Consider the following 23,789-nt stretch of genomic DNA (forward strand, 5'->3'; position numbering starts at 1 on the left):
ACGGAGGACCGAATGCTCGGACGATTGAACCACGTTGCGCTCGCGGTACCGGATCTGGAAGCGGCGACCGCGCTTTATCGCGATACGCTCGGCGGCAAGGTTTCCCAGCCGCAACCGCTGCCCGAACATGGCGTGACGGTCGTTTTCGTCGATGTCGGCAACACGAAGATCGAGCTTCTCGAGCCCCTCGGCGACAACTCCACCATCCGCCCGTTTCTGGAAAAGAACCCGGCGGGAGGGATGCATCATGTGTGCTACGAGGTCGACGACATCCTTGCGGCGCGCGATCGGATGAAAGCATCGGGTGCACGCGTCCTTGGCGACGGGGAGCCGCGAATCGGCGCGCACGGAAAGCCGGTGATCTTCCTTCACCCCAAGGACTTCATGGGCACGCTCGTGGAACTGGAGCAGATCTGATGACTATCTCCATCATTTCGGCATTCGCGATCTACTTCGTCATCTGGTGGACGGTTCTGTTCGCGATGATTCCATTCGGCGTGCGCACGCAGGAAGAAGAGGGCGACGTCACGCTCGGCACGACGGCCAGCGCACCGGCCGGTTCGCATATGCGCAGGGCAGCACTGCGCACTACCATCGTCTCAGCCCTGATCTTCGGATTCTTCTATGTGCTCACAGCGGTATACGGATGGAGATTCGAGGATATTCCGACGGTAATTCCGAGCTTTTGACGATGTGGCTGAACCGACCAGCACGTTCGCCAGCTCGGTCTATCTAAATGCCCAAAAAAAAGCAAGGCGCGAAGCCTTGCAAATTTAAACGCGTCCGATCCGTTTCCATTTCATGGTGGCAGCGGTTTAACGCGCCAGGATCACATCCTCCCAAGACTTTGACCGCGTGGGAAAGCGAAAAATTCAACTCGCTTTCTCTGTTATTGCAGTCAGACTAGACCAATTGTCGCACAACTGTCACCTTAATTTTTTCATCTTTTGCCGGGATTTTGTGCTGCAATGCACAATTAAAGGGCGGTTTCGGGCCACCGTTCTGCCGGGTTTTCAACGGGCCTTGAAATAGCTATGAAACGCGGGCAATCGAGGGCGCTTCGCCCTTGATTCCGCGCCGCTTCTCTCATCTCGAATGGACCTCCTTGATGCGTTTGTCGCAGTTCTTCCTTCCCATCCTCAAGGAAAACCCCCGCGAGGCCGAAATCGTCTCGCACCGGCTCATGCTTCGCGCCGGCATGATCCGACAGCAGGGACAGGGTTCGTTTTCATGGTTGCCGCTCGGCAAGCGCGTTCTGGACAAGGTGTGCGGGATCATCCGCGAGGAGCAGAACCGTGCCGGCGCGCTGGAAATCCTGATGCCGACGATCCAGTCGGCGGAGCTTTGGCGCGAGAGCGGGCGCTATGACGCCTATGGCAAGGAGATGCTGCGCATTCGCGACCGGCAAGACCGCGAAATGCTCTACGGTCCGACCAACGAGGAGATGGTGACGGAAATTTTCCGCTCCTACGTCAAGTCGTACAAGGATTTGCCGCTCAATCTCTACCATATCCAGTGGAAGTTCCGCGACGAGGTGCGTCCGCGATTCGGCGTCATGCGTTCGCGCGAATTCCTGATGAAGGATGCTTACTCCTTCGATCTGGACTATGAGGGCGCGAAGGCGGCCTACTACCGGATGTTCGTTTCCTATCTGCGCACCTTCACACGCGTCGGCATGAAGGCGATCCCGATGCGTGCCGACACGGGACCGATCGGCGGCGACCTGTCCCACGAATTCATCATTCTGGCGGAAACCGGCGAAAGCCAGGTGTTCTGTGATAAGGCCTATCTCGACCTGAACGTTCCGGGCGCGGATACCGATTTCTTCGACGACGCGGCGGTCGCGAAGATCGTCGAGGACTGGACTACGCCCTATGCGGCGACCGAGGAGATGCACGACGAGGCGGCGTGGGCAGAGGTTGATGCGGGCAATCAGCTCGCCGCTCGCGGCATCGAAGTTGGCCATATCTTCCACTTCGGCGAAAAATATTCACAGCCGATGGGCGCGAAGGTGCAGGGGCCGGACGGCAAGGAGCATTTCGTCTCCATGGGTTCCTACGGTATCGGCCCGTCGCGTCTGGTCGCCGGAATCATCGAGGCCAGCCACGACGAGAACGGCATTATCTGGCCCGAGGCGATCGCGCCCTTCGATGTCGGGCTGATCAACATGAAGTCGGGCGACGCGGCCTGCGACGCGGCCTGCGACAAGATTTACGCCGAACTCGAAGCTGCCGGCTGCGAAGTGCTCTATGACGACACGGATAGCCGGGCCGGCGGAAAGTTCGCCACGGCGGATCTTATCGGGCTGCCATGGCAGGTGATCGTGGGGCCGCGCGGGCTTGCGGCGAAAGAGGTCGAGATCAAGAGCCGCAAGACCGGCGAGCGCCGCACCGTGCCGCTCGACACTGTCGTCGCGGCTTTGGGAGTAGCTGCATGAGCGAAGCGGTTTCAAAAAAAGGCGCGGGGCCGTTTTCCGGTTTCGAGCGCATGGTCGCCTGGCGCTATCTGCGCTCCAAGCGCAAGGAAACGGTGATCTCGGTCATCTCGATCATCTCCTTCATCGGCATCATGCTGGGCGTGGCGACGCTTATCATCGTCATGGCCGTCATGAACGGTTTTCGTGCTGAACTTCTCGACCGTATCCTCGGCATCAACGGCCACCTGATCGTGCAGCCGATCGAAAGCGGACTCGACGACTATGACGAGATTGCCGCGCGCTTCAACGGGATCGCGGGCGTGCGCTATGCCATTCCGCTGGTCGACGGGCAGGTGCTGGCCTCGGGCCGTCGCTCGGCGGGCACCGGTGCGATGGTGCGTGGCCTGCGCGCCGAAGATCTGGCAAAGCTCGAAACGATTTCCGGCAACATCATCGATGGCTCGCTCGACAATTTCCAAGGCGATCAGGGCGTTGTTATCGGCAGTCGCATGGCGCAGTCGCTCGGCCTTTCCGTTGGCGATCCGATCACCTTCGCCTCGGCCGATGGCGATGTGACGCCCTTCGGCACCACGCCGCGCGTGAAGTCCTACCCTGTTTTGGCGATCTTCCAGATGGGCATGTCCGAATACGATTCGTCGGTCGTGTTCATGCCGATCGAGGAGGCACAGCTTTTCTTCAATTCGGACGGCGTCGCGCAATCGATCGAGTTGTTCGTCGACAATCCCGACACGGTGGACGAGTTGCGGCCGGCGGTCGAAGACGCGGCGATGCGGCCGGTCTTCCTCACCGACTGGCGCCAGCGCAACCAGACGTTCTTTTCGGCGCTTCAGGTCGAGCGCAACGTCATGTTCATGATCCTGACGCTGATCGTGCTCGTGGCCGCGCTCAACATTATTTCGGGGCTGTTCATGCTGGTGAAGGACAAAGGCCGCGACATTGCGATCCTGCGAACGATGGGCGCGACGAGCGGCGCGGTCATGCGCATCTTTTTCATGACGGGCGCTGCAATCGGTGTGGTCGGCACGCTCGCGGGGGTCGTCCTCGGCGTCATCGTGTGCATGAATGTTGAGCTGATCCGGCAGTTCTTTTCCTGGCTGTCGGGCACGACCTTGTTCAACCCCGAGCTTTATTTCCTGAGCCAGTTGCCGGCACGAATGGACATCTCCGAGACCGTCTCGGTCGTCCTGATGGCGCTTGTCCTGTCGTTTCTGGCGACACTCTTTCCGGCCTGGCGCGCGGCCAAGCTCGATCCCGTCGATGCGCTGAGGTACGAATAATGGCGACGAAGACGGTTCTGCAACTGCGGCAGGTCGAGCGTTCCTACGAGGATGCCTCGGGCAAGCTCGTCATTCTCGACAAGGCCGATTTCACGATCGGGCAGGGCGAAATGGTCGCGCTCGTTGCACCATCTGGCGCGGGCAAGTCGACACTGCTTCATTCGGCCGGGCTTCTGGAGCGGCCCAATTCCGGCGACGTCATGCTCAATGGGCAGGAATGCGGCCAGCTTTCCGACGATGATCGCACGGCGATCCGCCGCAACGAGATCGGCTTCGTCTATCAGTTCCACCATTTGCTGCCGGAATTCACCGCGCTCGAAAACATCATGATGCCGCAGCTCGTGCAGGGGCTTTCGTCGAAAAAGGCGAAGGAGCGCAGCGCGCAGTTGCTCGACTACATGAAGATCGGCCATCGCGCGTCGCATCGCCCGGCCGAACTGTCGGGCGGCGAGCAGCAGCGCGTGGCGATCGCACGCGCCGTCGCAAACGCGCCGCGATTGCTTCTGGCCGACGAGCCGACAGGCAATCTCGATCCGGCGACGGCGGGATATGTCTTCGATGCGCTCGAAGCATTGGTGCGTCAGTCGGGCTTGTCAGCCCTGATCGCGACACACAATCACGAACTCGCCGGACGAATGGACCGCCGGGTTACGCTCGAAGCGGGCAAGGTTGTTCAGATCGTGAGCACGTAATCCCTCGCCACCGAAAGATGACTTTTCGAGGAACGATCCCGATCCCACTCAGTTAGCCCCTTGAAGGGATGAGCGCTCCGGTGCCGTGTGGGATGCATAAAATGGCAGGCAGGGTTTTAGTCACCGCGCTGATCGGCGCGCTCGTGGTCGGATCGTTTTACTTTTTCGGCGATGTACAGGCAGAGCCCAAGGCGCGCTTGGCGCTGATCAATCCGCCGATTGAAGCGGGTATCGTCACCAATTGACCTTTACTCTGCATCAGGCTGCTGTGCAGGTGCAGCGTTCGCGAATGCCGGCAGTTCGAGACATTCGGCATTGATGCGCGCGATCGTCGGGTAGGGCGTCATATCCGCACCAAAACGCGCATTGTTCGCGACCTGCGCGACAAGGCAGATATCGGCGAGCCCTGGATCATCGCCATGACAAAAGCGTCCAGCCTTGCCGTCTGAAGCCAGAATCGATTCAAGGGGTTCGAAGGTTTCGTTGACCCAGTGACGGAACCACTTGGCGATGGCTTGGTCGTCGGCGCCAAATCTTTTGCGCAGATCGTTGAGCACGCGCAGATTGTTTACTGGATGCACCTCGCAGGCGATCATCTGCGACAGCGCGCGGACGCGCGCGCGCCCGCCCGGATCAGCCGGCAGTAATGGCGGGTCCGGCACCATTTCTTCCAGAAATTCGCAAATCGCCAGCGATTGCGTGATGACAGTTCCATCCATCCAGACCAGCGCCGGCACCAGACCCTGCGGGTTGATCGACAGGAAAGCGGGAGCGCGGTGTTCGCCATGGCGCAGATGACGCGCGACGTAATCGTAGTCGATGCCCTTCAGCGCGAGCGCGATACGCACCCGGTAGGATGTCGACGACCGGAAGTAGTTGTGCAGGACGACGCGGCTCAAATCTCGCCCTTTGTCGCCGCGAGTTCGTTTAGCATGTCGATCAGTTGTTCCATCTTTTCGTGACCGTAGCGATCCTGAAGACGGCTGTAGATCTTATTGCTTTGGGGCATAACGGCCTCAATGACCTCGAAGCCCGAGGGATTGAGGCTCAGAAGCGTGCGCCGAGCGTCTTCGTGGTCGCGCTTGCGGCGTATCAGTCCGCGCTCCTCCAGCGATTTGATGATGCGGGTAAGGCTCGGCGCGAGAATGCATGTATGTTCTGCAAGGTCCGAAGCGTCGAGAGGGCTTGCCTCGCCAAGTATCCGGATCACCCGCCATTGCTGTTCGGTCAGGTCGTACATCACCAGAAGAGGTCGGAAGCGGGCCATGACGGCTTCGCGGGCACGAAGCAGCGATATGGGCAACGATCGGGAGGTATCCCGGGGCAGGAAAGTATCTTCCTCGACCTCATCCTTGACGATACCCATTCAGTTGTCTCCCGTGTCGTGACCCTAGTCTCCGTAAGGTACCCATACATTCTTGACTTCGATAGCGCGGGGCAAGAGCATATCGTGCGTCATCGCCGTCCAGTCGACGGCCTTTCCATTACTTGTCCACACGCGTTTGAGATTGCCGGCCGATTCCGCTTCGACCGTATGGCAGGTCCGCCTGTCGGCGACGCACCACAAACCGTCGACGTCGTCATGCATGGCCAGCATCTTCGCAAGATCGGCTGCCGGCCCGGTTACCATGTTGACCGTACCGGGTGGCAGGTCCGACGTTTCCATGACCTGATAGAGGTCTGTCGCGATCAGCGCATGGCGGGCCGAAGGCACGGCGACGACGCAGTTACCCATCGCGAGCGCGGGGCCGATGAGCGAGACAAGTCCGAGGAGCGGTTGCTCGTCCGATGCGACGACGCCGATGACGCCGACCGGCTCGTGCAGGGCGAGCGTCACTGCGCGCGCTGGCGGCTGGTGGACGCGGCCTTCGTATTTGTCAGCCATGCCGGCAAGGGCGAAAAGGCGCTCGACGGACAGGTCCAATTCGGCGCGCGCACTGCGGCTGGACGCGCCCGTCAGCGTTGCGATCCGGGTGGTAAATTCGTCGGCGCGGGCGTCGAGGTTCTCGGCAAGGAAATAGAGCACCTGCGCGCGGTTGAAGCCGGTAGCCGACGCCCAGCCTTTTGCAGCATGGGCGGCCGAGACCGCATCGCGAATATCCTTGCGGCTGCCGACACCGACTTCGCCGACGAGCCGCCCCTTGGGATCCGCGACCGGCATCGAGTAGCCGCTATCCGGGCGCACCTGCTTGCCGCCGATATACAGCTTGGCGGTCCGGTCTATGCCGCCTGATTCAGCGGTGTCCTTCACTTCGGCTGGTTTGGACGGCGCCAGATCTTTCGCTTTTCCCTGTGGTCGTGTCAGATATTCGCTCAGCCCTTCGCGCCCGCCCTCGCGTCCGAAGCCGCTTTCGCGATAGCCGCCGAAGCCGCAGGCGGCATCGAACATGTTCGTGCCGTTGATCCAGACGACGCCGGCTTTGAGTTTCGGCGCAGCGTCGAGCGCCAGATTGATGTTTTCGCTCCAGACGGACGCCGCCAGCCCGTAGCGCGTGTTGTTGGCAAGGGCGATAGCTTCTTCCGTCGTCCGGAACGTCATCACTGCCAGAACCGGTCCGAACACCTCTTCCTGCGCGAGCACGTTGGCCGGGGCGAGGTCGGTCGCAAGAACGGGCAGGTGATAGTGCCCGTCGGCGGGGATCAGGCAGTCCGGGCGCCAGCAATCCGCGCCCTCCGCTTCGCCTTGCGCGACGAGCCGGCGCACGCGCTCGAGTTGCGTCTTGTCGACCAACGGGCCGATATCGGTATTCTTGTCGAGCGGATCGCCCAGCCGAAGCTTTGCCATGCGCGCCTTGACCTTGGCGATCAGGCGCTCGGCGACGCTTTCCTGCACCAGAAGGCGCGAGCCGGCGCAGCAGACCTGCCCCTGGTTGAACCAGATGCCGTCCACGAGCCCTTCGACCGCGGAATCGAGGTCCGCATCCTCGAACACGATGAAGGCCGACTTGCCGCCCAGTTCCAGCGAGAGTTTCTTGCCTGTACCGGCCGTCGCCTTGCGGATGATCTTTCCGACTTCCGACGATCCGGTGAAGGCGATCTTGTCGACGCCGTCATGCTCGACGATTGCCGCGCCGGCCTCCGGTCCGCCTTGAACGATGTTGACCACGCCCTTTGGCAGGCCGACACGTTCGCAGATTTCGGCGAAGAGCACGGCGGTCAGTGGAGTGAACTCGGCCGGTTTCAGCACCACCGTGCATCCGGCTGCGAGTGCCGGCGCGATCTTCCATGCCAGCATCAGGAGCGGGAAGTTCCACGGGATAATCTGCCCGGCGACGCCAACCGCGTTCTGGCCTGGGAACTCCGTTTCCAGTGCCTGCGCCCAGCCGGCGTGATGGATGAAATGGCGGATTGCCAGCGGCACGTCGATGTCGCGGCTCTCGCGGATCGGCTTGCCGTTGTCGAGCGATTCGAGCACAGCGAAAAGACGTGCATGGCGCTGCATCGCGCGGCCGATCGCGTAGAGGTGGCGCGCGCGCTGATAGCCTGATAGCGATTGCCATTTGGGCAGGGCCTTGCGGGCAGCGGAAACGGCGACGTCGATGTCCGTTACGTCCGCTTCGCCAAGCGTTGCAAGCAGCTTGCCCGATGCCGGGTCACGCGTTTCGAACGTCTTGCCACCGGCAGGCTTCTTCCACTCGCCATTGATGAAAAGCGAAGCGGTAAAATCCCGTCCAGCAAGCCATTTATCGGCTTCGGACCGGGATTCGGGGGCGGGGCCATACTCCATGGCGTCGTAGCGTTGCTGAATATTCACGTCGTCAATGTCCTAAGCCATCGCATGGCGGAAGCCGGCCGAATAGCGGCCAGTCAAATGATGTTCGAGCTGGCGTTCGATGTCGGTCAGAAGGCTCGACGCGCCGAAGCGGAACAGATCCGGCTCCAGCCAGCGGCGGCCGAGTTCCTCGCGCATCAGCACAAGCCAATCGAGCGAGGCTTTCGCGGTGGAGATGCCGCCGGCGGGTTTGAACCCAATATAAAGCCCGGTACGCTCGAAATATTCGCGAATAGCGCGCACCATGACGAGACCGACAGGCAAGGTGGCGTTGACGCTTTCCTTGCCGGTGGACGTCTTGATGAAATCCGCGCCCGCCATCATCGCCACCATGGACGCGAGCATGACGTTGCGCAGCGTGGCAAGGTCGCCGGTGCCGAGAATGACCTTCAGATGCGCCTCGCCGCAGGCTTCGCGGAAGGCGGCGATCTCGTCGTAAAGTTCCTGCCAGCGCGCGCCGAAAACGAGGCCGCGCGGAATGACGATGTCGATCTCGACCGCGCCATCGGCCACCGAGGCGCGAACCTCCGCAAGCCGCGTCTCAAAGGGGGCCAGACCGTGCGGAAAGGCGGTCGAGACGGCGGCGACGTGAACGCCGCTGCCTTCCAACGCCTTTACCGCCGTCGCGACGAACGGGTGATAGACGCAGACGGCGGCAGGCCGGATCGGGTGTTCGCTCAAGCCGAGACCGGCGACCAGATCGCCACGCAAGGGATTGCGTGCCTTGGCGCAAAGACGCTTGACGCGGTCGGGCGTATCGTCGCTCGACAGCGTCGTCAGATCCATCAGAGCGATGGACCGCAACAGCCATGCGGCCTGGTTGTCGGTCTTGATCGAGCGGCGCTTCGTCAGTGTCTGCGCGCGCCGTTCGAGCGCGCTGCGGTTGACGTGGCGCATCGCTTCCAGCCAGCCGAGGTCGAGCGGCATTCCGGGGTTGCGCCTGATCGTTTGGTTCGTGTCCCTTGCCGTCGGCAGATGGTGAAGAGTGGCGGCTTGTGGCTTTGCCGTCATCGTTTTTGTTATCCCGTTCTTCTTTGGCTATCGGTATCGCACGAAACGGGATTGAGTGGAATGGCGCCCGCCATGGGGCCAAGCTTCCTATCTTGTCTGCGTTCGGCTAAACCGACGCGCAAAGGATGATCGCTTGACACGAACGCTCTACCGAAAGCCCATTTTCGCCATCGCTCCGATGATGGACTGGACCGATCGCCACTGCCGGTTTTTTCACCGGCAGATGACGAGGCACGCCTTGCTTTATACCGAAATGGTGGTGGCGGACGCAGTCATTCACGGCAATCGCGACCGGCTTTTGGGCTTTGCTCCTGAAGAACATCCCGTTGCGCTGCAACTGGGCGGAAGCGACCCGGAAAAGCTTGCCAAGGCGGCGGCGATAGCGGCTGAATGGGGCTACGACGAGATCAACCTCAATGTCGGCTGTCCTTCGGACCGCGTTCAAAGCGGCACGTTCGGGGCTTGCCTTATGCGTACGCCGGACCTCGTCGCCACATGCGTCGCGGCGATGAAGGCCGAGGTCAGTGTTCCCGTTACCGTCAAATGCCGGATCGGTGTGGACGATCAGGACCCGGAAGCTGCGCTCGACGAAATCGCCGACAAGGTCATCGCGGCCGGTGCCGACGCATTGTGGGTCCATGCCCGCAAGGCCTGGCTGCAAGGGCTGAGCCCCAAGGAAAACCGCGATATTCCGCCACTCGATTACGATCGCGTTTACCGTCTGAAACAGCGGCTTGCCGGTCGCTTCATCGGCATCAATGGCGGCATCGCGGATCTGGACGAAACATTGCGGCATCTTGAGATGATGGATGGTGTCATGCTCGGCCGTGCGGCCTATCATGTCTCCGGGCAACTCATCGATGTCGACCACCGCGTCTATGGTTCGGGCGAACCGTCGATCTCGTGGGACGAACTCATCGACCGGATGGCCGAATATTGTGCCGCTCATATCACTGCCGGCGGGCGGCTGACACATGTAACGCGGCACATGGTCGGGCTTTTTCATGGCATTGCGGGAGCGCGGCGGTTTCGGCAGATTCTCTCGACTGACGCGACGAAGAACGGAGCCGGGCCGGACATTCTCCATGCGGCCTATGCAGAAATCCAATTGGACCAGAGCCGGGACGCTGCCTGATCCGGTTTACTTTCCGGCTCGCTCACGGTAGCGCCTCCGCACGATTATCCCGAGGAAAAGTGCATGTTCGTGCTCGATCTGCCATGGAATGAGTTGGCCGTCTTTGCCGGTGCGGTGGCGATATCCGGCATCGTATCCGGACTCATGGCCGGAATTTTCGGCATCGGCGGCGGCGCGGTTCTCGTCCCGGTTTTCTATCAGGTGTTCAGCATTCTCGGTATCGACGAATCCGTGCGCATGCATCTGGCGGTCGGTTCCTCGCTCGCCATCATCATTCCGACGTCGCTCCGCTCCTTTACCGCTCATAAGGCGCGCGGCGCGGTCGATATGGATCTTCTCAAGAGCTTCCTCATCCCCGTTCCGATCGGCGTCATTTTGGCGTCGATCACCGCCGCCTACATATCGAGCGAAGCCCTGCGTGTCGTCTTCGCCGTGCTGATGCTTCTCGTCGCCATCCGGCTGCTTTTCAACCGGGACTCGTGGCGCCTTGCGGCTGACCTGCCCGGAACCACCGGCCGCAGCATCGCGGGCGTGATCATCGGCTATTTTTCAACGCTGATGGGCATCGGCGGCGGCGTCATGAACAACACCTACATGACCATGTACGGACGCTCGATGCATCAGGCGGTGGCCACCTCGTCCGGTGTCGGCATCCTGATCGCGATTCCCGGTACGATCGGCTATATCTGGGCAGGCTGGAACCATCCGGACCTGCCGATCGCCTCGACCGGCTATATCAACTGGATCGCCGTCGCGCTCATCATCCCGATCGCGCTGATCGTCACGCCCTATGGCGTGCGCATCGCGCATGCCTTGAAGAAGCGCCAGCTTGAGATCGCGTTCGGCCTGTTCTGCATTTTCGTGGCGGCCCGCTTCTTCTGGAGCCTTTTTGACTGATTAGACCGTAACGGGTTGCCTGACGCGCTGCTTGTCGCCGAAGACGCGCAGATAGCGTTCAATTTCGGCAGCGTCGCCAGTCGCCTTTTCGGGGTTGTCTGACAGTTTTATGGCCGGGCGTCCGTTCACGGACGTGACCTTGCAAACCAGTGAAATGGCTTTCAGGGCTTCATTCCGTTCGGGCGCGGAGCCATGAAAGTCATTGGTCAGGTTCGTGCCCCAGCCAAAGGCCATGCGCACCTTTCCGCGAAAATGCAGATAGGTTTTCTCGATCGTGTCGACGTCGAGTGCGTCCGAAAAGATGATCAGCTTTTCGCGCGGATCGATGCCGTGCTCGCGCCACCAGGCCAAAATGCGCTCACCGCCCTCGATTGGCGGGGCGCTGTCGGGGCGAAAGCCGGTCCACTCGCCGACCCAGTCAGGCGCATCGCGCAAAAACGCATCCGTGCCGAACGCATCGGGCAGGACAATCAGGAGGTTGCCGCCATAATGGCCCTGCCAGTCCTGAAGCACGCGGTATGGTGCGCTCTTCAACTCTTCGTCGGAATTGGCCATCGCGGCCAGCACCATCGGCAGTTCGTGCGCATTGGTGCCGAGCGCCTCCAGATCGGTGTCCATCGCCAGTAGCACGTTCGACGTGCCGGTGAAGGAGGGGCCGATGCCTTCCTTCAGGGCTTCCACGCACCAGCGCTGCCAAAGATGCGAATGACGGCGGCGCGTGCCGAAGTCGGAAATCCGCAAGTCGGGATATTTGCGCAGCCGCTCGACCTTTTCCCACACGCGCGCCTTTGCGCGTGCGTAGGTAACGTCGAGTGCGAACCGGCCCATCGATTTGAGCGCCGCGCGCGAGCGCAACTCGTTGATGATCGCGAGCGCGGGAATTTCCCACATCGTCGTATCATGCCAGCGCCCGTGAAAGGTCAGCTCGAACTGGCCGTCCTTGCGGGTGAGTTCATATTCGGGCAGGCGGAAATCGGCGAGCCAGCGCAGGAAATCATGCCGGAAAATCTGGTTGCGGCCGTAGAACGTGTTACCGCCGAGCCAGATCATTTCCTTCTTGGTGAAGCGCAGCGAGCGCGCATGATCGAGCTGCGCGCGCAACTCACCTTCGTCGATCTCGTCGGCAAGCCGCACCGATTTGGTCCGGTTGATCAGCGTAAAGGTCGCGTCGACATCCGGATAAACGCCCCGGATCATCTGCAGCATCAAAAGCTTGTAGAAGTCCGTGTCGAGCAGGCTGCGGATAATCGGGTCGAGCTTGAAGGTGTGGTTGAACACCCGGCGCGCAATGTCGGTCTTGATCATGGTAGGCGTCTTTTCGGCTCGTCGCTCTCTCCCGGCCCGCAGGCCAACGCGCCAAACCTGCACGAAAAACGGATCAACTCAAGATGGAGCCTTTTATGCCAGATGCCGGTGCGCCGCATAAAGCGAGATCGCGGCGGCATTCGACACGTTGAGCGAACGGATCGCCCCGGGCATGTCGAGGCGGGCGAGGGCGCTTACCGTTTCGCGCGTCTTCTGACGCAGGCCCTTGCCCTCCGCGCCGAGCACCAGCGCGACGCGTTCGCCCGAAAACGTCTTTTCCAAAACCGCCGGGCCTTCTGAATCAAGGCCAACCGTCTGAAAGCCGAGGCTCGCCAGCTCCTCCAGCGCCTCGGCGAGGTTGCGAACTTCGATATGGTCGATGTATTCTAGCGCGCCGGAGGCAGATTTTGCCAGAACGCCGGATTCCTGCGGGCTATGGCGGCCTGTCGTGATCAGCGCGCCGGCCGAGAAGGCCACGGCCGAACGCATGATCGCGCCGACATTGTGGGGGTCCGTCACCTGATCGAGCACGAGCAGGAGCCGCGTGTCCTTCAGGTCGGCAAGGCGCTTCGGCTTCAGCGGCATCGCTTCCACCAGAACACCTTGATGAACGGCGTCCGAGCCGACCAGCCTGTCGATCTCGCGCGGTTCGACAATCTCGGCGGGGTAGGGCAGGTCGAGCGGCTCGCTCAGGTCGAGACGTGCCAGCGCATTGCGCGTCACCAGCATGCGTTTGATCTTGCGGCGCGGATTGTCGAGCACGGCGCGAACGGTGTGCAGGCCATAGAGCCGCACAGAACCGTCCTCCGGCTGTACGCCGGCTTCGATTGCGGGACGCTCGCGCCTCACCGGTCCGCCGGTCTTGTCGTCGCGGAACTTGCGCCGCAACTTGGCGTAATGGGTGTCTTTGGCGGAGCCCTGCGGGCCGGTCTTTTTCGTGCTCATGGCCCTCTATAGCCATATGCGCGCGGTTTTACATGGGCGACGCAAGGTCATGCGTGATTTTCCCGGCAAAGAAGCCGCGCGCGGTTGACAGGTTTTGCCGGTCCCTCCATAAGGCGCATCGCGGATTTGAGTGGGCCTGTCGGGCTTATTCGAGTTTGCAAGCCAAGCCTCGTTGCACGGCTCCGATGTGGTCTGACGGAGGGGTGTCCGAGTGGTTAAAGGAGACGGACTGTAAATCCGTTCGCTATGCGTACGCTGGTTCGAATCCAGCCCCCTCCACCACCGGCCCACATCGAACTGCCGAACCTGCATAAGAGGCGGGTATAGCTCAATGGTAGAGCAGCAGCCTTCCAAGCTGAATATGCGGGTTCGATTCCCGCTACCCGCTCCAAAGGCAGAAGCCTCAAATCAATTGCTACTCGGCGTATCTTTGTCCGGTTCGGCCGTCGTCGAAGGCTGCTGCGGCGCGCAGGGCTCATCGACAAAGCGCCACGCCGAATTGTTGAGGACCGTACCGCAAATGGCGGTACGTGACGCACCGGGAACGGCGAGGCATGCCCGTTCGCCTTCCTCGAAGAACAATCCGTTGGCCTGACAGACATATTTGCGCTGCGTGTAGTCGCCTTCCTGCTGCCCGCTCGGGATGGGCGAGGTCGACATGGCGGCGATGATCAGCATCTCGATCATTCGTCATTATACCACGCGACGCGCCGTTTCGTAAGCATTGGGCCAATCGGAGCGAACGGCTTGCCGTGAGGTGTACCGGATGGTACTGCCCGCGCAATTATCTGGAGCAACCATGCAGTTCTTAGCGTCATTATCCGCGTTCGTTGGGCGTACCTTCGCGATCTGGGTCATTCTCTTTGCCGTTCTCGGTTTCTTTCTCCCGGCAACGTTCAGCCCCATTGCACCTTACATCGTCACGCTTCTCGGCATCATCATGTTCGGGATGGGACTGACCCTGTCGCTCGGCGATTTCAGGGAAGTCGTCCGCCGCCCGGTGGACGTCGGCGTCGGCGTCGGATCGCAGTTCCTGATCATGCCGCTGATCGCGCTCGCGCTGACGACGATCATTCCCATGTCGCCGGAAGTGGCGGCGGGCGTCATCCTCGTCGGCTGCTGCCCCGGTGGCACGTCCAGCAATGTGATGACCTATCTCAGCCGCGGCGATGTTGCGCTCTCCGTGGCTTGCACCAGCGTGACCACCCTGCTGGCACCGATCGTCACGCCGCTGCTCGTTTGGCTGCTGGCCAGCCAGTACCTGCCGGTCAACGCGGCCGCCATGTTCATGAGTATCGTTCAGGTCGTGCTCGTGCCACTCGCGCTCGGCATCCTCTTGCAAAAGATCGCACCCGGCCTCGTGCGGGCCGCGATACCGGCACTGCCGCTCGTCAGCGTTACCGGCATCGTGCTCATCGTCGCGGCCGTCGTGGCGGTCAATCAGGCGGCGATCGCGACTACGGGGCTGATGATCTTCGCCGTCGTGGTTTTGCACAACGGCATAGGCTACGCGCTCGGCTTCTTCGCAGGCCGCGCGACCGGAATGTCGATGGCAAAGCGCAAGGCAATCAGCATCGAGGTCGGCATGCAGAACAGCGGCCTTGGTGCAGCGCTCGCAAGCGCGCACTTCTCGCCGCTTGCGGCTGTGCCGAGCGCGATCTTCAGCGTCTGGCACAACATCTCGGGAGCGATGCTGGCGAATTATCTCGCCAAGGTGCCGAACGATCCAGAAGACAAGATCGCCTGAAATCGAAAAAGCCCGCCGTGATGGCGGGCTTTTTTTATGGATGGGGTCAGGCGGCTTTCGCCAGCGCCATGTCGAGGTCGATGACGACCGGCACGTGGTCGGATGGTTTTTCCCATGCCCGGACATGCTTTTCGATGTCGCAGGATGCGAGGCGGCCAGCCGCTTCCGGCGACAGCATCAGATGATCGATGCGGATGCCATTGTTCTTCTGCCAGGCACCGGCCTGATAGTCCCAGAACGAATAGGCGTCCTTCGCGTCGCTGACGGACCGGAACGCGTCGATGAAGCCAAGATTTTCAAGACGGCGGAACGCCTGCCGGGTCGGTGGCTGGAACAGCGCGTCGTTGACCCATTGCTCGGGATGGCGCGCGTCGTAAGGTTCGGGGATGACGTTGTAGTCCCCCGCAAGCACCAACGGCTCCTCGATCGCCAGCCGCGCCTTCGACCACGCTTCGAGCCTGTCCATCCAGGCGAGTTTGTAGGGAAATTTCACCGGATCATCGATTGGATTGCCGTTCGGCAGATAGAGCGAGACGACGCGCAGTGCGCCGCGCTCGGTCGAAAAGACGCCTTCGATGAAACGCGCCTGCACATCCTCATCATTGCCCGGAAGACCGCGATTGACCTCGTCGAAACGCAGTTTCGACAGGATTGCGACGCCATTGAAGCCTTTTTGGCCATGCGTTTCGACGTGATAGCCGAGCGCCTCTATCTCCAGCCGGGGAAAGTTCTCGTCGACCGACTTGATCTCCTGAAGACAGGCGATATCCGGCTGGCTTTCGTTCAGCCAGTGAATGAGATTTTCGATGCGTGCCTTGACGCCATTGATATTCCAGGTCGCGATCTTCATTCAGATGGCAAAGCTCGTGCCGCAACCGCATGAAGCGACCGCGTTCGGGTTCCTGATCTGAAACGACTGGCCCATCAGATCGTCGACGAAATCGATAACCGACCCGCCCATATAGACGAGCGAAATCTCGTCGATCAGGACGGTGGCTCCGTCGCGCGCGATGACGACGTCGTCGTCGTTCTGGCTGTCGACGAGATCGAACGTATAGGAAAAGCCGGAGCAGCCACCGCCTTCGACGGCAACGCGCAAGGCGCTCTTGCCCGGTTCCTTTGCAAGAATCGTCGCGACACGCCGAATCGCGGCGTCGCTCACTTCTACGGATTTCATGTCTGTCTTGGCGTCCATGCCCATGGCGTCACCTTGCCTTCGCATCTACACCATAGGTATGAAGCGCGGGGCAACAAGTCAACGAATGCGGCCATGAGTGACGAACGGTTGAACGCGGACGAAATCGGTTTCGGCTATCGGCCGCGAGCGCCCTTTGCCACGGACCCCGCCAAGACGCGCGGGCGGCTCTTGCCGGAGCCGGAAAGCGCAACGCGAACGCCGTTTCAGCGCGACCGGGACCGGATCATCCATTCGACCGCGTTCCGCCGCCTGAAGCACAAAACCCAGGTCTTCATCGCGCATGAGGGCGACCATTATCGAACGCGCCTTACCCACACGATCGAGGTTTCGCAGATATCGCGCGCGCTTGCCCGTGCCTTGCGGCTCGACGAAGACCTCGCGGAAGCCGTCGCGCTCGTCCATGATTTCGGGCACACGCCTTTCGGCCATACGGGCGAGGACGCGCTGAACGATAAGATGCGGGACTGGGGCGGGTTCGATCACAACGCCCAGTCGCTCAGGATAGTCACAGAACTCGAGCGCCGCTATGCGCAGTTCGACGGGCTGAATCTTTCTTGGGAGACACTGGAAGGGCTGGTGAAACACAACGGCCCGCTCACCGAAAACATTCCCCCTGCCATTCTCGACTATAACAGTCGTCACGATCTCGAACTCGACCGTCATGCCGGGCTGGAAGCGCAGGCGGCGGCGATCGCCGACGATATCGCCTATGATACGCACGATATCGATGACGGTCTGCGCGCGGGCCTGATCTCGCTCGATATGCTGGAAGACGTACCGCTTTGCGCGGAAATCCTGCGCGACGTGCGCAGTCAGTATCCAAATCTGGACAAGGTCCGCACAGCGCACGAATTGATGCGCCGGCAGATCACGATCATGGTCGAGAATGTGATTTCCACGGCGCGCGCGAATATCGAGCGCATCGCGCCGATGTCGGTTGCCGACGTGCATGGTGCGGGCGAGGCTATCGTCACGTTCTCGCCCGACATGCGCAAGGCGGAATCGGAGCTGAAAGCGTTTCTTTACAAGTGCCTTTACCGGCATCCTGATGTGATGAAAGTGCGCGAGGATGCGGACCGGATCGTGCGCGACCTATTCGACCGCTACATTGAGGACGATGCGGCATTGCCCGAAGAGTGGCGAAGCGAGCACGTGGCAGCAAACGAGGTCGATCGTGCCCGGCGTGTCAGCGATTTTCTGGCCGGCATGACCGACACCTACGCCCAGCGCGAGCACCGCCGTCTGTTTGACCGTACCCCCGATTTGCGATAGGGCCGCCGCCAAGCGCGCTGCGGCTTTTCGTGGCTCCCCAATTCCTGACGAGATCGATTTTCGATGAACATCTTCGCCGAATTCAACGCACGTATCCAAAAGGTCCTCGAAGGCTTCGATCTTCAAAGCGAAAACGGGACGGTGGATTTCTCGCGCGTGACGGTGGAGCCGCCGCGCGATCCAAGCCATGGCGATCTGGCGACCAACGCGGCGATGGTGCTCGCCAAGCAGGCGAAAACGAATCCGCGCGCCCTGGCCGAACGCCTGGCAGAGGCCTTGAAAGGTCAGCAGGATATCGCTGAAGTGAGCGTTGCGGGGCCGGGCTTCGTCAATCTGCGGCTCGATGACGGCTTCTGGCAGGCCCGGCTCGGCGAAATGCTGGATGGCGGCACGGATTACGGACGGTCGTCTATCGGCGCGAAGCGCAAGGTCAATGTCGAATATGTCTCGGCCAATCCGACAGGTCCGATGCATGTCGGCCATTGCCGTGGGGCCGTGGTGGGCGACGCCCTGGCAAATCTGCTCGGCTTCGCCGGCTACGACGTGACCAAGGAATATTACATCAACGATGCGGGCGCGCAGATCGACGTTGTCGGCCAGTCCGTCATGCTGCGCTATCGCGAGGCGCTGGGCGAGAAGATCGGCGAGATACCGGCGGGGCTTTACCCGGGCGATTATCTTGTTCCAGTCGGACAGGCGCTTGCTGCCGAGTTTGGTTCGAAGCTGCTCGAAATGCCTGCCGACGAAGCGCTCGGCATCGTCAAGGATCGCACCATCGACGCGATGATGGCGATGATCCGCGAAGACCTCGCCGCGCTCAACGTCCACCACGACGTGTTCTTTTCCGAGCGCAGCCTTCACGGTGGCAATGGCGGTGCGATTTTGTCGGCGATCAACGATTTGACGCTCAATGGCCATGTCTACAAGGGCAAGCTGCCGCCGCCGAAGGGCCAGCTTCCGGACGACTGGGAAGATCGCGAGCAGACGCTGTTCAAGTCCACGGCGGTGGGCGACGATATCGATCGTCCACTGATGAAATCCGACGGCCAGTTCACCTATTTCGCCGCCGATGTCGCCTATATGAAGGACAAGTATCAGCGCGGTTTCGAGGAACTCGTCTTCGTGCTGGGCGCCGACCATGGCGGTTACGTCAAGAGGCTTGAAGCGCTTGCCAAGGCACTCGCGGGCGAGAAGCTCGAAGTGACCGTGCTTCTATGCCAGCTCGTCAAACTCTTCCGCGACGGCGAGCCGGTGCGCATGTCGAAGCGGGCAGGGGAGTTCGTCACGCTGCGCGACGTGGTGGATGAGGTCGGCCGCGATGCGATTCGTTTCATGATGCTCTATCGCAAGAGTTCCGAACCGCTCGACTTCGACTTCGCCAAGGTGACGGAGCAGTCGAAGGACAATCCCGTCTTCTACGTCCAGTACGCGTCAGCCAGGTGTCATTCGGTGTTCCGGCAGGCCAAGGAGCAGCTTGGGACCGACTGGATCGAGCCGCAATCGATGAAGGATGCGGCGCATCGCCTGACGGACGAGGGCGAGCTTTCCGTGATTCGCAAACTCGTCGAATATCCGCGTGTTATCGAGCAAGCCGCGCTCGCGCAGGAGCCGCATCGCCTCGCATTCTACCTCTACGATCTCGCAAGCACCTTCCATGGACACTGGAATCGCGGCACCGACAACAACGACTTACGCTTTGTTAAGGTTAACGATCCAGAATTGACCCGTGCCAGGCTCGGAATGGTGCAGGCGGTGTCCAACGTCCTTTCGTCCGGACTCGCGCTGGTTGGCGCGGATGCTCCGGCTGAAATGCGCTAGTTGCCTTAACGTAAGGCGTCACCTTTTGCCCACATTGCACTGGTAGCGGCCAAGATCAATGAGACGTCGCCGGCGTCCGACCGAGTGCGAGTACGGGAAAAGGCATGGCAGACAACCCATTCAAGCGACCCGACGAATCCGGCTTTCTGGATAACGACCCATTCGCCGAACTGATGCGGATGGCAGAAGCTCCACGCGCGTCGCAACCGGACCCCGATCCGGCCGCCAACGAGAATTTCGACATCGACCTCGAGCGCGAAATGCTTGGCGATTTCGACGAGCCGGAAAATGCCCCGGTGCAATCCGCCGTCGCGGATCACTGGACCCGCGACGCGGTCGATACCGCTTTTGAGCCGCAAACAGCTCCGGAATTCGGCGAGCCTGCCGAAGACGATTTCGCCGATCTCGATCTGTCGCTCGATCTCGAACTCGACGATGAAGGCCCGCATCTGCCGCTTTCTGCCGCCGACGACCTTGTGGCCCCGCCGATCACGTTCGAAACCGAAGCCGAAGACGACGTGCCGGAGGATTTCGACGCGCGCTCGCATGCGCTTTTCGCCGCTACGCCGGAATTCGATGACAGGGCTGCCCGTACGGATGACGAGTTCGACAGAGCCTTTGCCGAATTCGATCGTCAAGAGAACGAACCGGTCTTCGAAGATCAGCCGCAGCCCGATTTCCAGCAACCGGTAGAGCCTGCCGCGCAGATGGACGTCGAGCGATCGGAAGAGCCTTTTTTCGCCGAACTTTCGGACGATGCCGATCACGAAGACATTGAATCCTTCGATTTCGATCTGGCAATCGACGAAGACGACCGAGCGCAGGTTTTCACGGAAGAACTGCCCGTCGCGCCTATTTCGCACGACGATTTCGATTTCAATTTTGCAGACGATCCGAGTGAGACGAGCCATGCTCAAGTCGGCAGCTCAATCGATACGTTCGCTCATGACGACGTCCTTCAGGCCGGACCGGCGGACGATCACTTCGTTGCCGGTGCAGATTTAAGCGTCGGCGACAATGCGGGCTGGAGCGTTGCGGATCTGCAAGCCGAAGGGCCGGTCGAAGCCGTTTCCGTTCCGCGCGATCAGGCTGCGGCATGGGCCGAACCGGAGCTTCGTCGGGATGTTTCGGACGACGACGATATTCTCGGCGACATCGAAAGCTGGCTGAGCGCCGATCCCGCTCCGGCTCCAGTAGCGAGTGTCGAGCCGACATCCTTCGGTTCTGAGCCCATTCATGAAGAGGAAGCGTTTGCGCCTCTTCCGATCGAGGAGTCGCAGCCCGTATCCGCTCCGCCTCAGCCCCTCAGCCTCGAAGACGAACTCGGCGCGTTGCTTGGCGAGGATGACGGTGCTTTCGACGCTTCGTTCGAACGCGCTCCAGCGCAGGCAACGGCCTATTCCGCTGGCGAGCCGGCTTCCGACGATCTCGAATTCGCGCTCGACTTCGACCTCGGCGACATGGCAGACGAGCAGCAGGCGGCGCAACCGGTTGCTGCGGATACGCATGATCTTGGCGGCGCACATTGGGACGACGACGCTCCGGCGCCTGCCGACGAGATGGTCGCAGAGCAGGCAGCCCCGCGTAAAACCGGTCCGCTTGCCATGCTGGCCGCGCTTGCGCCGGCAGCGATGGCTCGCTTCGGGGGCGGCGAGCGTACCGCCGCCGCCAAAGTGACCGAGCCGGTGCAGCCGGCAACGCCTTTGTTCGGTATGGCCCGAAAGGATCGACCGGTTTCCCCGGAAATCGAGACGGTCGAAATCGACGAGCAGCCTGCGGCGCTGGTCGACGATCTCGACATTCCCGAGCTTGCCGAGCCCGAGGAAGTAACGCCTCTCTTTTCGCCGGACGATCTGGAAGCCGAACTCGACGTCGCTTTCGGCAGCCTCGCGCCCGAAGATGAGGAGCCGGCCGTCGCGGCTGCTCCCGCGACCTCGTCCAGCGATACGATCCCGCTTCAAGGCTCCTATACCGAAGACGATTATGGCTACATGCAGGAGCCGCAATCGGCGAATGCAGACGATGATTTCGGCGATATCGATTTCGACTACGATCCCGATGCCGAGCCGGTTGGCGCACAGCCGCCGAAAGATGGCATGCGCCGCAAATACTTCATTCTTGGCGGCGTTGCAGCGGTCGCGCTGGTGGGTGGCTTCGGCTACTTCATGACCGGCGGGCCGATCGGTGAGGGGCTTCCCGCGATCGTTCGTGCCGATTCGGAGCCAGTGCGCGTGCGTCCCGAAAATCGGGGCGGCGCGGTCGTGCCGAACCAGAACAGCCAGGCCTATCAGCGCGCGACGGGAGCTACCGGCACGGCAGGTGGTGGCCAGGAAAGCCTGATGACCTCCGTGGAAGAACCGCTCGACGTTCGCTCTGCCGTCGCACCGCAACCGTCGAACGATTTCCCGATGGTCGGCATGGACGACATTCCGATGCTTGACGACCGCGAGACGGTCGCCATGCTCTCGTCCATGAAGAGCGACGAGCGTCTCGGCGGCGTGGAAGAGATCATCGAAGAAGACGGCATTTCGGTTGCCCCGCGCCGCGTGCGCACCATGGTCGTCCGCCCCGACGGAACCCTTGTCGCTCGCGAGGAATTGCCAGCGGCTTCAACCCGTGAAGAGCTTCAGGCCAGCGCGGCCGCCGCCATGCAGACTCAGGCGTCGGCCCTGCCACGCATCGAAGACGCGCAGCCTGTCGGTTCCATTGCTCCGGTTCAGGGCGAGGTCCTGCCGGACGATCCGGTTATGCCCGACACGGTCGGCGTTGTTCCGAGCCGCCCGCAAGCACGTTCCGAAACGTCGACTACGGCGCAAGCACCCGTTCAGGTCGCTTCCAACCAGCCAGCCCAGACCGCGCCGGTCGCGCAGACGGCAACCGCGCCGGCCAGCGGCGAGTGGTCGATGCAGATCGCATCGCAGCCCTCGGCCGAAGGCGCGCAGTCGAGCTATGAAGACCTTGCGCGTCGCTACGGTTCGGTGTTGCAGGGCAGGGGCGTGAATATCGTCCGTGCCGACCTCGACGGCATGGGAACCTTCTATCGCGTGCGCATTCCGGCCAATACGCGCGACGAAGCCGTCCAGCTTTGCACGCAGTATCAGGCGGCCGGCGGAAGCTGCTTCGTTTCCCGCTAGTCTTCAAAAGCCGGGCTGATTGCCCGGCTTTTCTCTTCCAGGCCGCGATTGACGGCCCGCTTCTCCATGTCATGGTTGACCAATGAGCGATTCGAAAGCCCTTATCCTGGGTGCCTCGGGCACTGTCCTTACGCCCGATGAACGGGCATTTTTCGCGTCCGAAGCGCCGTGGGGCTTCATCCTTTTCGCGCGCAATCTGTCCGAGCCGGACCAAATTCGCGACCTCGTCGCGGCGATGCGCGAGAGCGTCAGTCGGCCCGACGCACCGGTCTTCATCGACCAGGAGGGCGGGCGCGTGCAGCGCCTTCGTCCCCCGCTCGCCGGATATTATCCGCCAGCCGATGCGCTCGGTCGCATCTATGCGCAGGATCGCGACGCCGCAATTCGTGCGAGCTGGCTGATGTCGCGCCTTCACGCGCTCGATCTTCTTCAGTATGGCGTCAACGCCGATTGCCTGCCGGTTCTCGACGTCCCGATCGAAGGCGCCCACGACGTGATCGGTGATCGCGCTTACGCTCATGATCCAGAAACGGTCGCGGTTCTCGGCAAGGCGGCCGCCGAAGGGCTGCTGGCAGGCGGCGTGATGCCGGTGATCAAGCACATACCGGGTCATGGAAGGGCTTTTTCCGACAGCCATCACGCGCTGCCCGTGGTCGATGCTTCGCTCGATGAACTTCGCGCGCATGATTTCGTGCCGTTCAAGGCGCTTCGTCATGCTCCTGCCGCCATGACGGCTCATGTCGTCTATACGGCGATTGATGCCGATAATCCGGCCACGACGTCGCCGCGCGTAATAAGTGAATTCATTCGCGGGGAGATCGGCTTTGACGGTCTTTTGATGAGCGATGATCTGTCGATGAAGGCGCTTTCTGGGGATTTCGAAGCGCGCACGCGGTCTTCCCTTGCGGCAGGCTGCGATGTCGTCCTTCACTGCAATGGCGACATGGCGGAGATGGCAGCGATCGCGCGGGCGGCTCCGGTGTTGGCCGGTCAGGCAAAAGAGCGCGCGGCTCGTGCGCTCGCTACCTTGGAGAAGAGTGCAGGTGCGGAGTATGCCAGTCTGCGTCAGGAATTCGAAGGATTGATCGCGCCTTTGGCCTGACGGCCGGAAAGGACGAACTTGGTCAAGGACAGAATCGCTAGCGACGC

General features: G+C 61.4%; 22 protein-coding genes and 2 tRNA genes. 15 read left to right on the forward strand and 9 right to left on the reverse strand.

Features of this window, described 5'->3' with window-relative positions; translation table 11 throughout:
• The first annotated feature begins 12 nt into the window (after nucleotides 1-12).
• The 6 genes from mce (at nucleotide 13) to ACX82Z_RS05520 (ending at nucleotide 4,651) form a co-directional block, all read left to right on the forward strand.
• Nucleotides 13-417, forward strand: a complete 405-nt coding sequence (gene mce, locus ACX82Z_RS05495) for a methylmalonyl-CoA epimerase (RefSeq protein WP_459587063.1) — start codon at nucleotides 13-15, stop codon at nucleotides 415-417.
• On the forward strand, nucleotides 417-689 hold the full coding sequence (locus ACX82Z_RS05500; protein ID WP_459587065.1) for a DUF1467 family protein: 273 nt from the start codon (nucleotides 417-419) through the stop codon (nucleotides 687-689). The genes mce and ACX82Z_RS05500 overlap by 1 nt, the downstream gene beginning before the upstream one ends.
• Nucleotides 690-1,108: 419 nt before the next feature.
• The gene (proS, locus tag ACX82Z_RS05505; RefSeq protein ID WP_459587066.1) at nucleotides 1,109-2,437 is read left to right on the forward strand and encodes a proline--tRNA ligase; all 1,329 of its coding nucleotides are present in this window, start codon (nucleotides 1,109-1,111) and stop codon (nucleotides 2,435-2,437) included.
• Nucleotides 2,434-3,714 (forward strand): lipoprotein-releasing ABC transporter permease subunit, encoded by a 1,281-nt coding sequence (locus tag ACX82Z_RS05510; RefSeq protein WP_459587067.1) that lies wholly within the window; start codon nucleotides 2,434-2,436, stop codon nucleotides 3,712-3,714. Before proS ends, ACX82Z_RS05510 begins: the two co-directional genes overlap by 4 nt.
• The gene (locus ACX82Z_RS05515) at nucleotides 3,714-4,406 is read left to right on the forward strand and encodes an ABC transporter ATP-binding protein (protein WP_459587069.1); all 693 of its coding nucleotides are present in this window, start codon (nucleotides 3,714-3,716) and stop codon (nucleotides 4,404-4,406) included. Before ACX82Z_RS05510 ends, ACX82Z_RS05515 begins: the two co-directional genes overlap by 1 nt.
• A 101-nt stretch (nucleotides 4,407-4,507) precedes the next feature.
• On the forward strand, nucleotides 4,508-4,651 hold the full coding sequence (locus ACX82Z_RS05520) for a hypothetical protein (RefSeq protein ID WP_459587071.1): 144 nt from the start codon (nucleotides 4,508-4,510) through the stop codon (nucleotides 4,649-4,651).
• Between the two features lie 3 nt (nucleotides 4,652-4,654).
• Here ACX82Z_RS05520 and maiA read toward each other — a convergent pair whose 3' ends face one another.
• From maiA to deoC, 4 genes are read right to left on the reverse strand one after another with little or no spacing between them, the layout of a single operon-like run.
• Nucleotides 4,655-5,305 (reverse strand): maleylacetoacetate isomerase, encoded by a 651-nt coding sequence (maiA, locus tag ACX82Z_RS05525; RefSeq protein ID WP_459587073.1) that lies wholly within the window; start codon nucleotides 5,303-5,305, stop codon nucleotides 4,655-4,657.
• Complete coding sequence (gene hpaR / locus ACX82Z_RS05530) at nucleotides 5,302-5,772, reverse strand: homoprotocatechuate degradation operon regulator HpaR (RefSeq protein WP_459587074.1); 471 nt, start codon at nucleotides 5,770-5,772, stop codon at nucleotides 5,302-5,304. The genes maiA and hpaR overlap by 4 nt, the downstream gene beginning before the upstream one ends.
• Before the next feature lie 24 nt (nucleotides 5,773-5,796).
• A complete protein-coding gene (locus ACX82Z_RS05535; RefSeq protein ID WP_459587075.1) occupies nucleotides 5,797-8,160 on the reverse strand; it encodes an aldehyde dehydrogenase family protein in 2,364 nt (787 codons plus the stop codon).
• A gap of 12 nt (nucleotides 8,161-8,172) precedes the next feature.
• Nucleotides 8,173-9,189, reverse strand: a complete 1,017-nt coding sequence (deoC, locus tag ACX82Z_RS05540) for a deoxyribose-phosphate aldolase (RefSeq protein WP_459587077.1) — start codon at nucleotides 9,187-9,189, stop codon at nucleotides 8,173-8,175.
• A 133-nt stretch (nucleotides 9,190-9,322) separates the two neighbouring features.
• On the opposite strand from deoC, the gene dusA reads away from it, so the two are divergent.
• Nucleotides 9,323-10,324: a tRNA dihydrouridine(20/20a) synthase DusA gene (dusA, locus tag ACX82Z_RS05545; RefSeq protein WP_459587079.1), complete on the forward strand. Its 1,002-nt coding sequence runs from the start codon at nucleotides 9,323-9,325 to the stop codon at nucleotides 10,322-10,324.
• A 63-nt stretch (nucleotides 10,325-10,387) separates the two neighbouring features.
• Nucleotides 10,388-11,221: a sulfite exporter TauE/SafE family protein gene (locus ACX82Z_RS05550; protein ID WP_459587081.1), complete on the forward strand. Its 834-nt coding sequence runs from the start codon at nucleotides 10,388-10,390 to the stop codon at nucleotides 11,219-11,221.
• On the opposite strand, the gene pncB is transcribed toward ACX82Z_RS05550, so the two are convergent.
• Together pncB and ACX82Z_RS05560 are read right to left on the reverse strand one after the other, a co-directional pair.
• Entirely contained in the window at nucleotides 11,222-12,526 is a 1,305-nt protein-coding gene (gene pncB, locus ACX82Z_RS05555; protein WP_459587083.1) for a nicotinate phosphoribosyltransferase, read from the reverse strand.
• A gap of 93 nt (nucleotides 12,527-12,619) precedes the next feature.
• Nucleotides 12,620-13,471 (reverse strand): TrmH family RNA methyltransferase, encoded by an 852-nt coding sequence (locus ACX82Z_RS05560; RefSeq protein WP_459587085.1) that lies wholly within the window; start codon nucleotides 13,469-13,471, stop codon nucleotides 12,620-12,622.
• Nucleotides 13,472-13,668: 197 nt separating this feature from the next.
• Between ACX82Z_RS05560 and ACX82Z_RS05565 the strand changes: the two genes are divergently transcribed.
• Nucleotides 13,669-13,753: transfer RNA gene (locus ACX82Z_RS05565), tRNA-Tyr, on the forward strand.
• A gap of 35 nt (nucleotides 13,754-13,788) precedes the next feature.
• Nucleotides 13,789-13,862: transfer RNA gene (locus tag ACX82Z_RS05570), tRNA-Gly, on the forward strand.
• A gap of 17 nt (nucleotides 13,863-13,879) precedes the next feature.
• On the opposite strand, the gene ACX82Z_RS05575 is transcribed toward ACX82Z_RS05570, so the two are convergent.
• Nucleotides 13,880-14,158 carry a hypothetical protein gene (locus ACX82Z_RS05575; protein ID WP_459587086.1) on the reverse strand — a complete coding sequence of 93 codons (279 nt, stop codon included), beginning with the start codon at nucleotides 14,156-14,158 and terminating at the stop codon, nucleotides 13,880-13,882.
• 112 nt (nucleotides 14,159-14,270) lie between these two features.
• Between ACX82Z_RS05575 and ACX82Z_RS05580 the strand changes: the two genes are divergently transcribed.
• Nucleotides 14,271-15,218, forward strand: coding sequence for a bile acid:sodium symporter family protein (locus ACX82Z_RS05580; protein ID WP_459587087.1), 948 nt, complete (start codon nucleotides 14,271-14,273; stop codon nucleotides 15,216-15,218).
• Between the two features lie 46 nt (nucleotides 15,219-15,264).
• On the opposite strand, the gene xth is transcribed toward ACX82Z_RS05580, so the two are convergent.
• A complete protein-coding gene (gene xth, locus ACX82Z_RS05585) occupies nucleotides 15,265-16,068 on the reverse strand; it encodes an exodeoxyribonuclease III (protein ID WP_459587089.1) in 804 nt (267 codons plus the stop codon).
• Nucleotides 16,069-16,419: an iron-sulfur cluster insertion protein ErpA gene (gene erpA / locus ACX82Z_RS05590; RefSeq protein WP_459587091.1), complete on the reverse strand. Its 351-nt coding sequence runs from the start codon at nucleotides 16,417-16,419 to the stop codon at nucleotides 16,069-16,071.
• Nucleotides 16,420-16,503: 84 nt separating this feature from the next.
• On the opposite strand from erpA, the gene ACX82Z_RS05595 reads away from it, so the two are divergent.
• The 4 genes from ACX82Z_RS05595 (at nucleotide 16,504) to nagZ (ending at nucleotide 23,742) form a co-directional block, all read left to right on the forward strand.
• Nucleotides 16,504-17,688: a deoxyguanosinetriphosphate triphosphohydrolase gene (locus ACX82Z_RS05595; protein ID WP_459911629.1), complete on the forward strand. Its 1,185-nt coding sequence runs from the start codon at nucleotides 16,504-16,506 to the stop codon at nucleotides 17,686-17,688.
• A 63-nt stretch (nucleotides 17,689-17,751) separates the two neighbouring features.
• Entirely contained in the window at nucleotides 17,752-19,506 is a 1,755-nt protein-coding gene (gene argS / locus ACX82Z_RS05600; RefSeq protein ID WP_459587092.1) for an arginine--tRNA ligase, read from the forward strand.
• Between the two features lie 104 nt (nucleotides 19,507-19,610).
• On the forward strand, nucleotides 19,611-22,640 hold the full coding sequence (locus tag ACX82Z_RS05605) for an SPOR domain-containing protein (protein ID WP_459587094.1): 3,030 nt from the start codon (nucleotides 19,611-19,613) through the stop codon (nucleotides 22,638-22,640).
• Between the two features lie 82 nt (nucleotides 22,641-22,722).
• Nucleotides 22,723-23,742 (forward strand): beta-N-acetylhexosaminidase, encoded by a 1,020-nt coding sequence (gene nagZ / locus ACX82Z_RS05610; protein WP_459587095.1) that lies wholly within the window; start codon nucleotides 22,723-22,725, stop codon nucleotides 23,740-23,742.
• Nucleotides 23,743-23,789 lie beyond the last annotated feature (47 nt).

Source organism: Aliihoeflea sp. PC F10.4 (assembly GCF_054612275.1).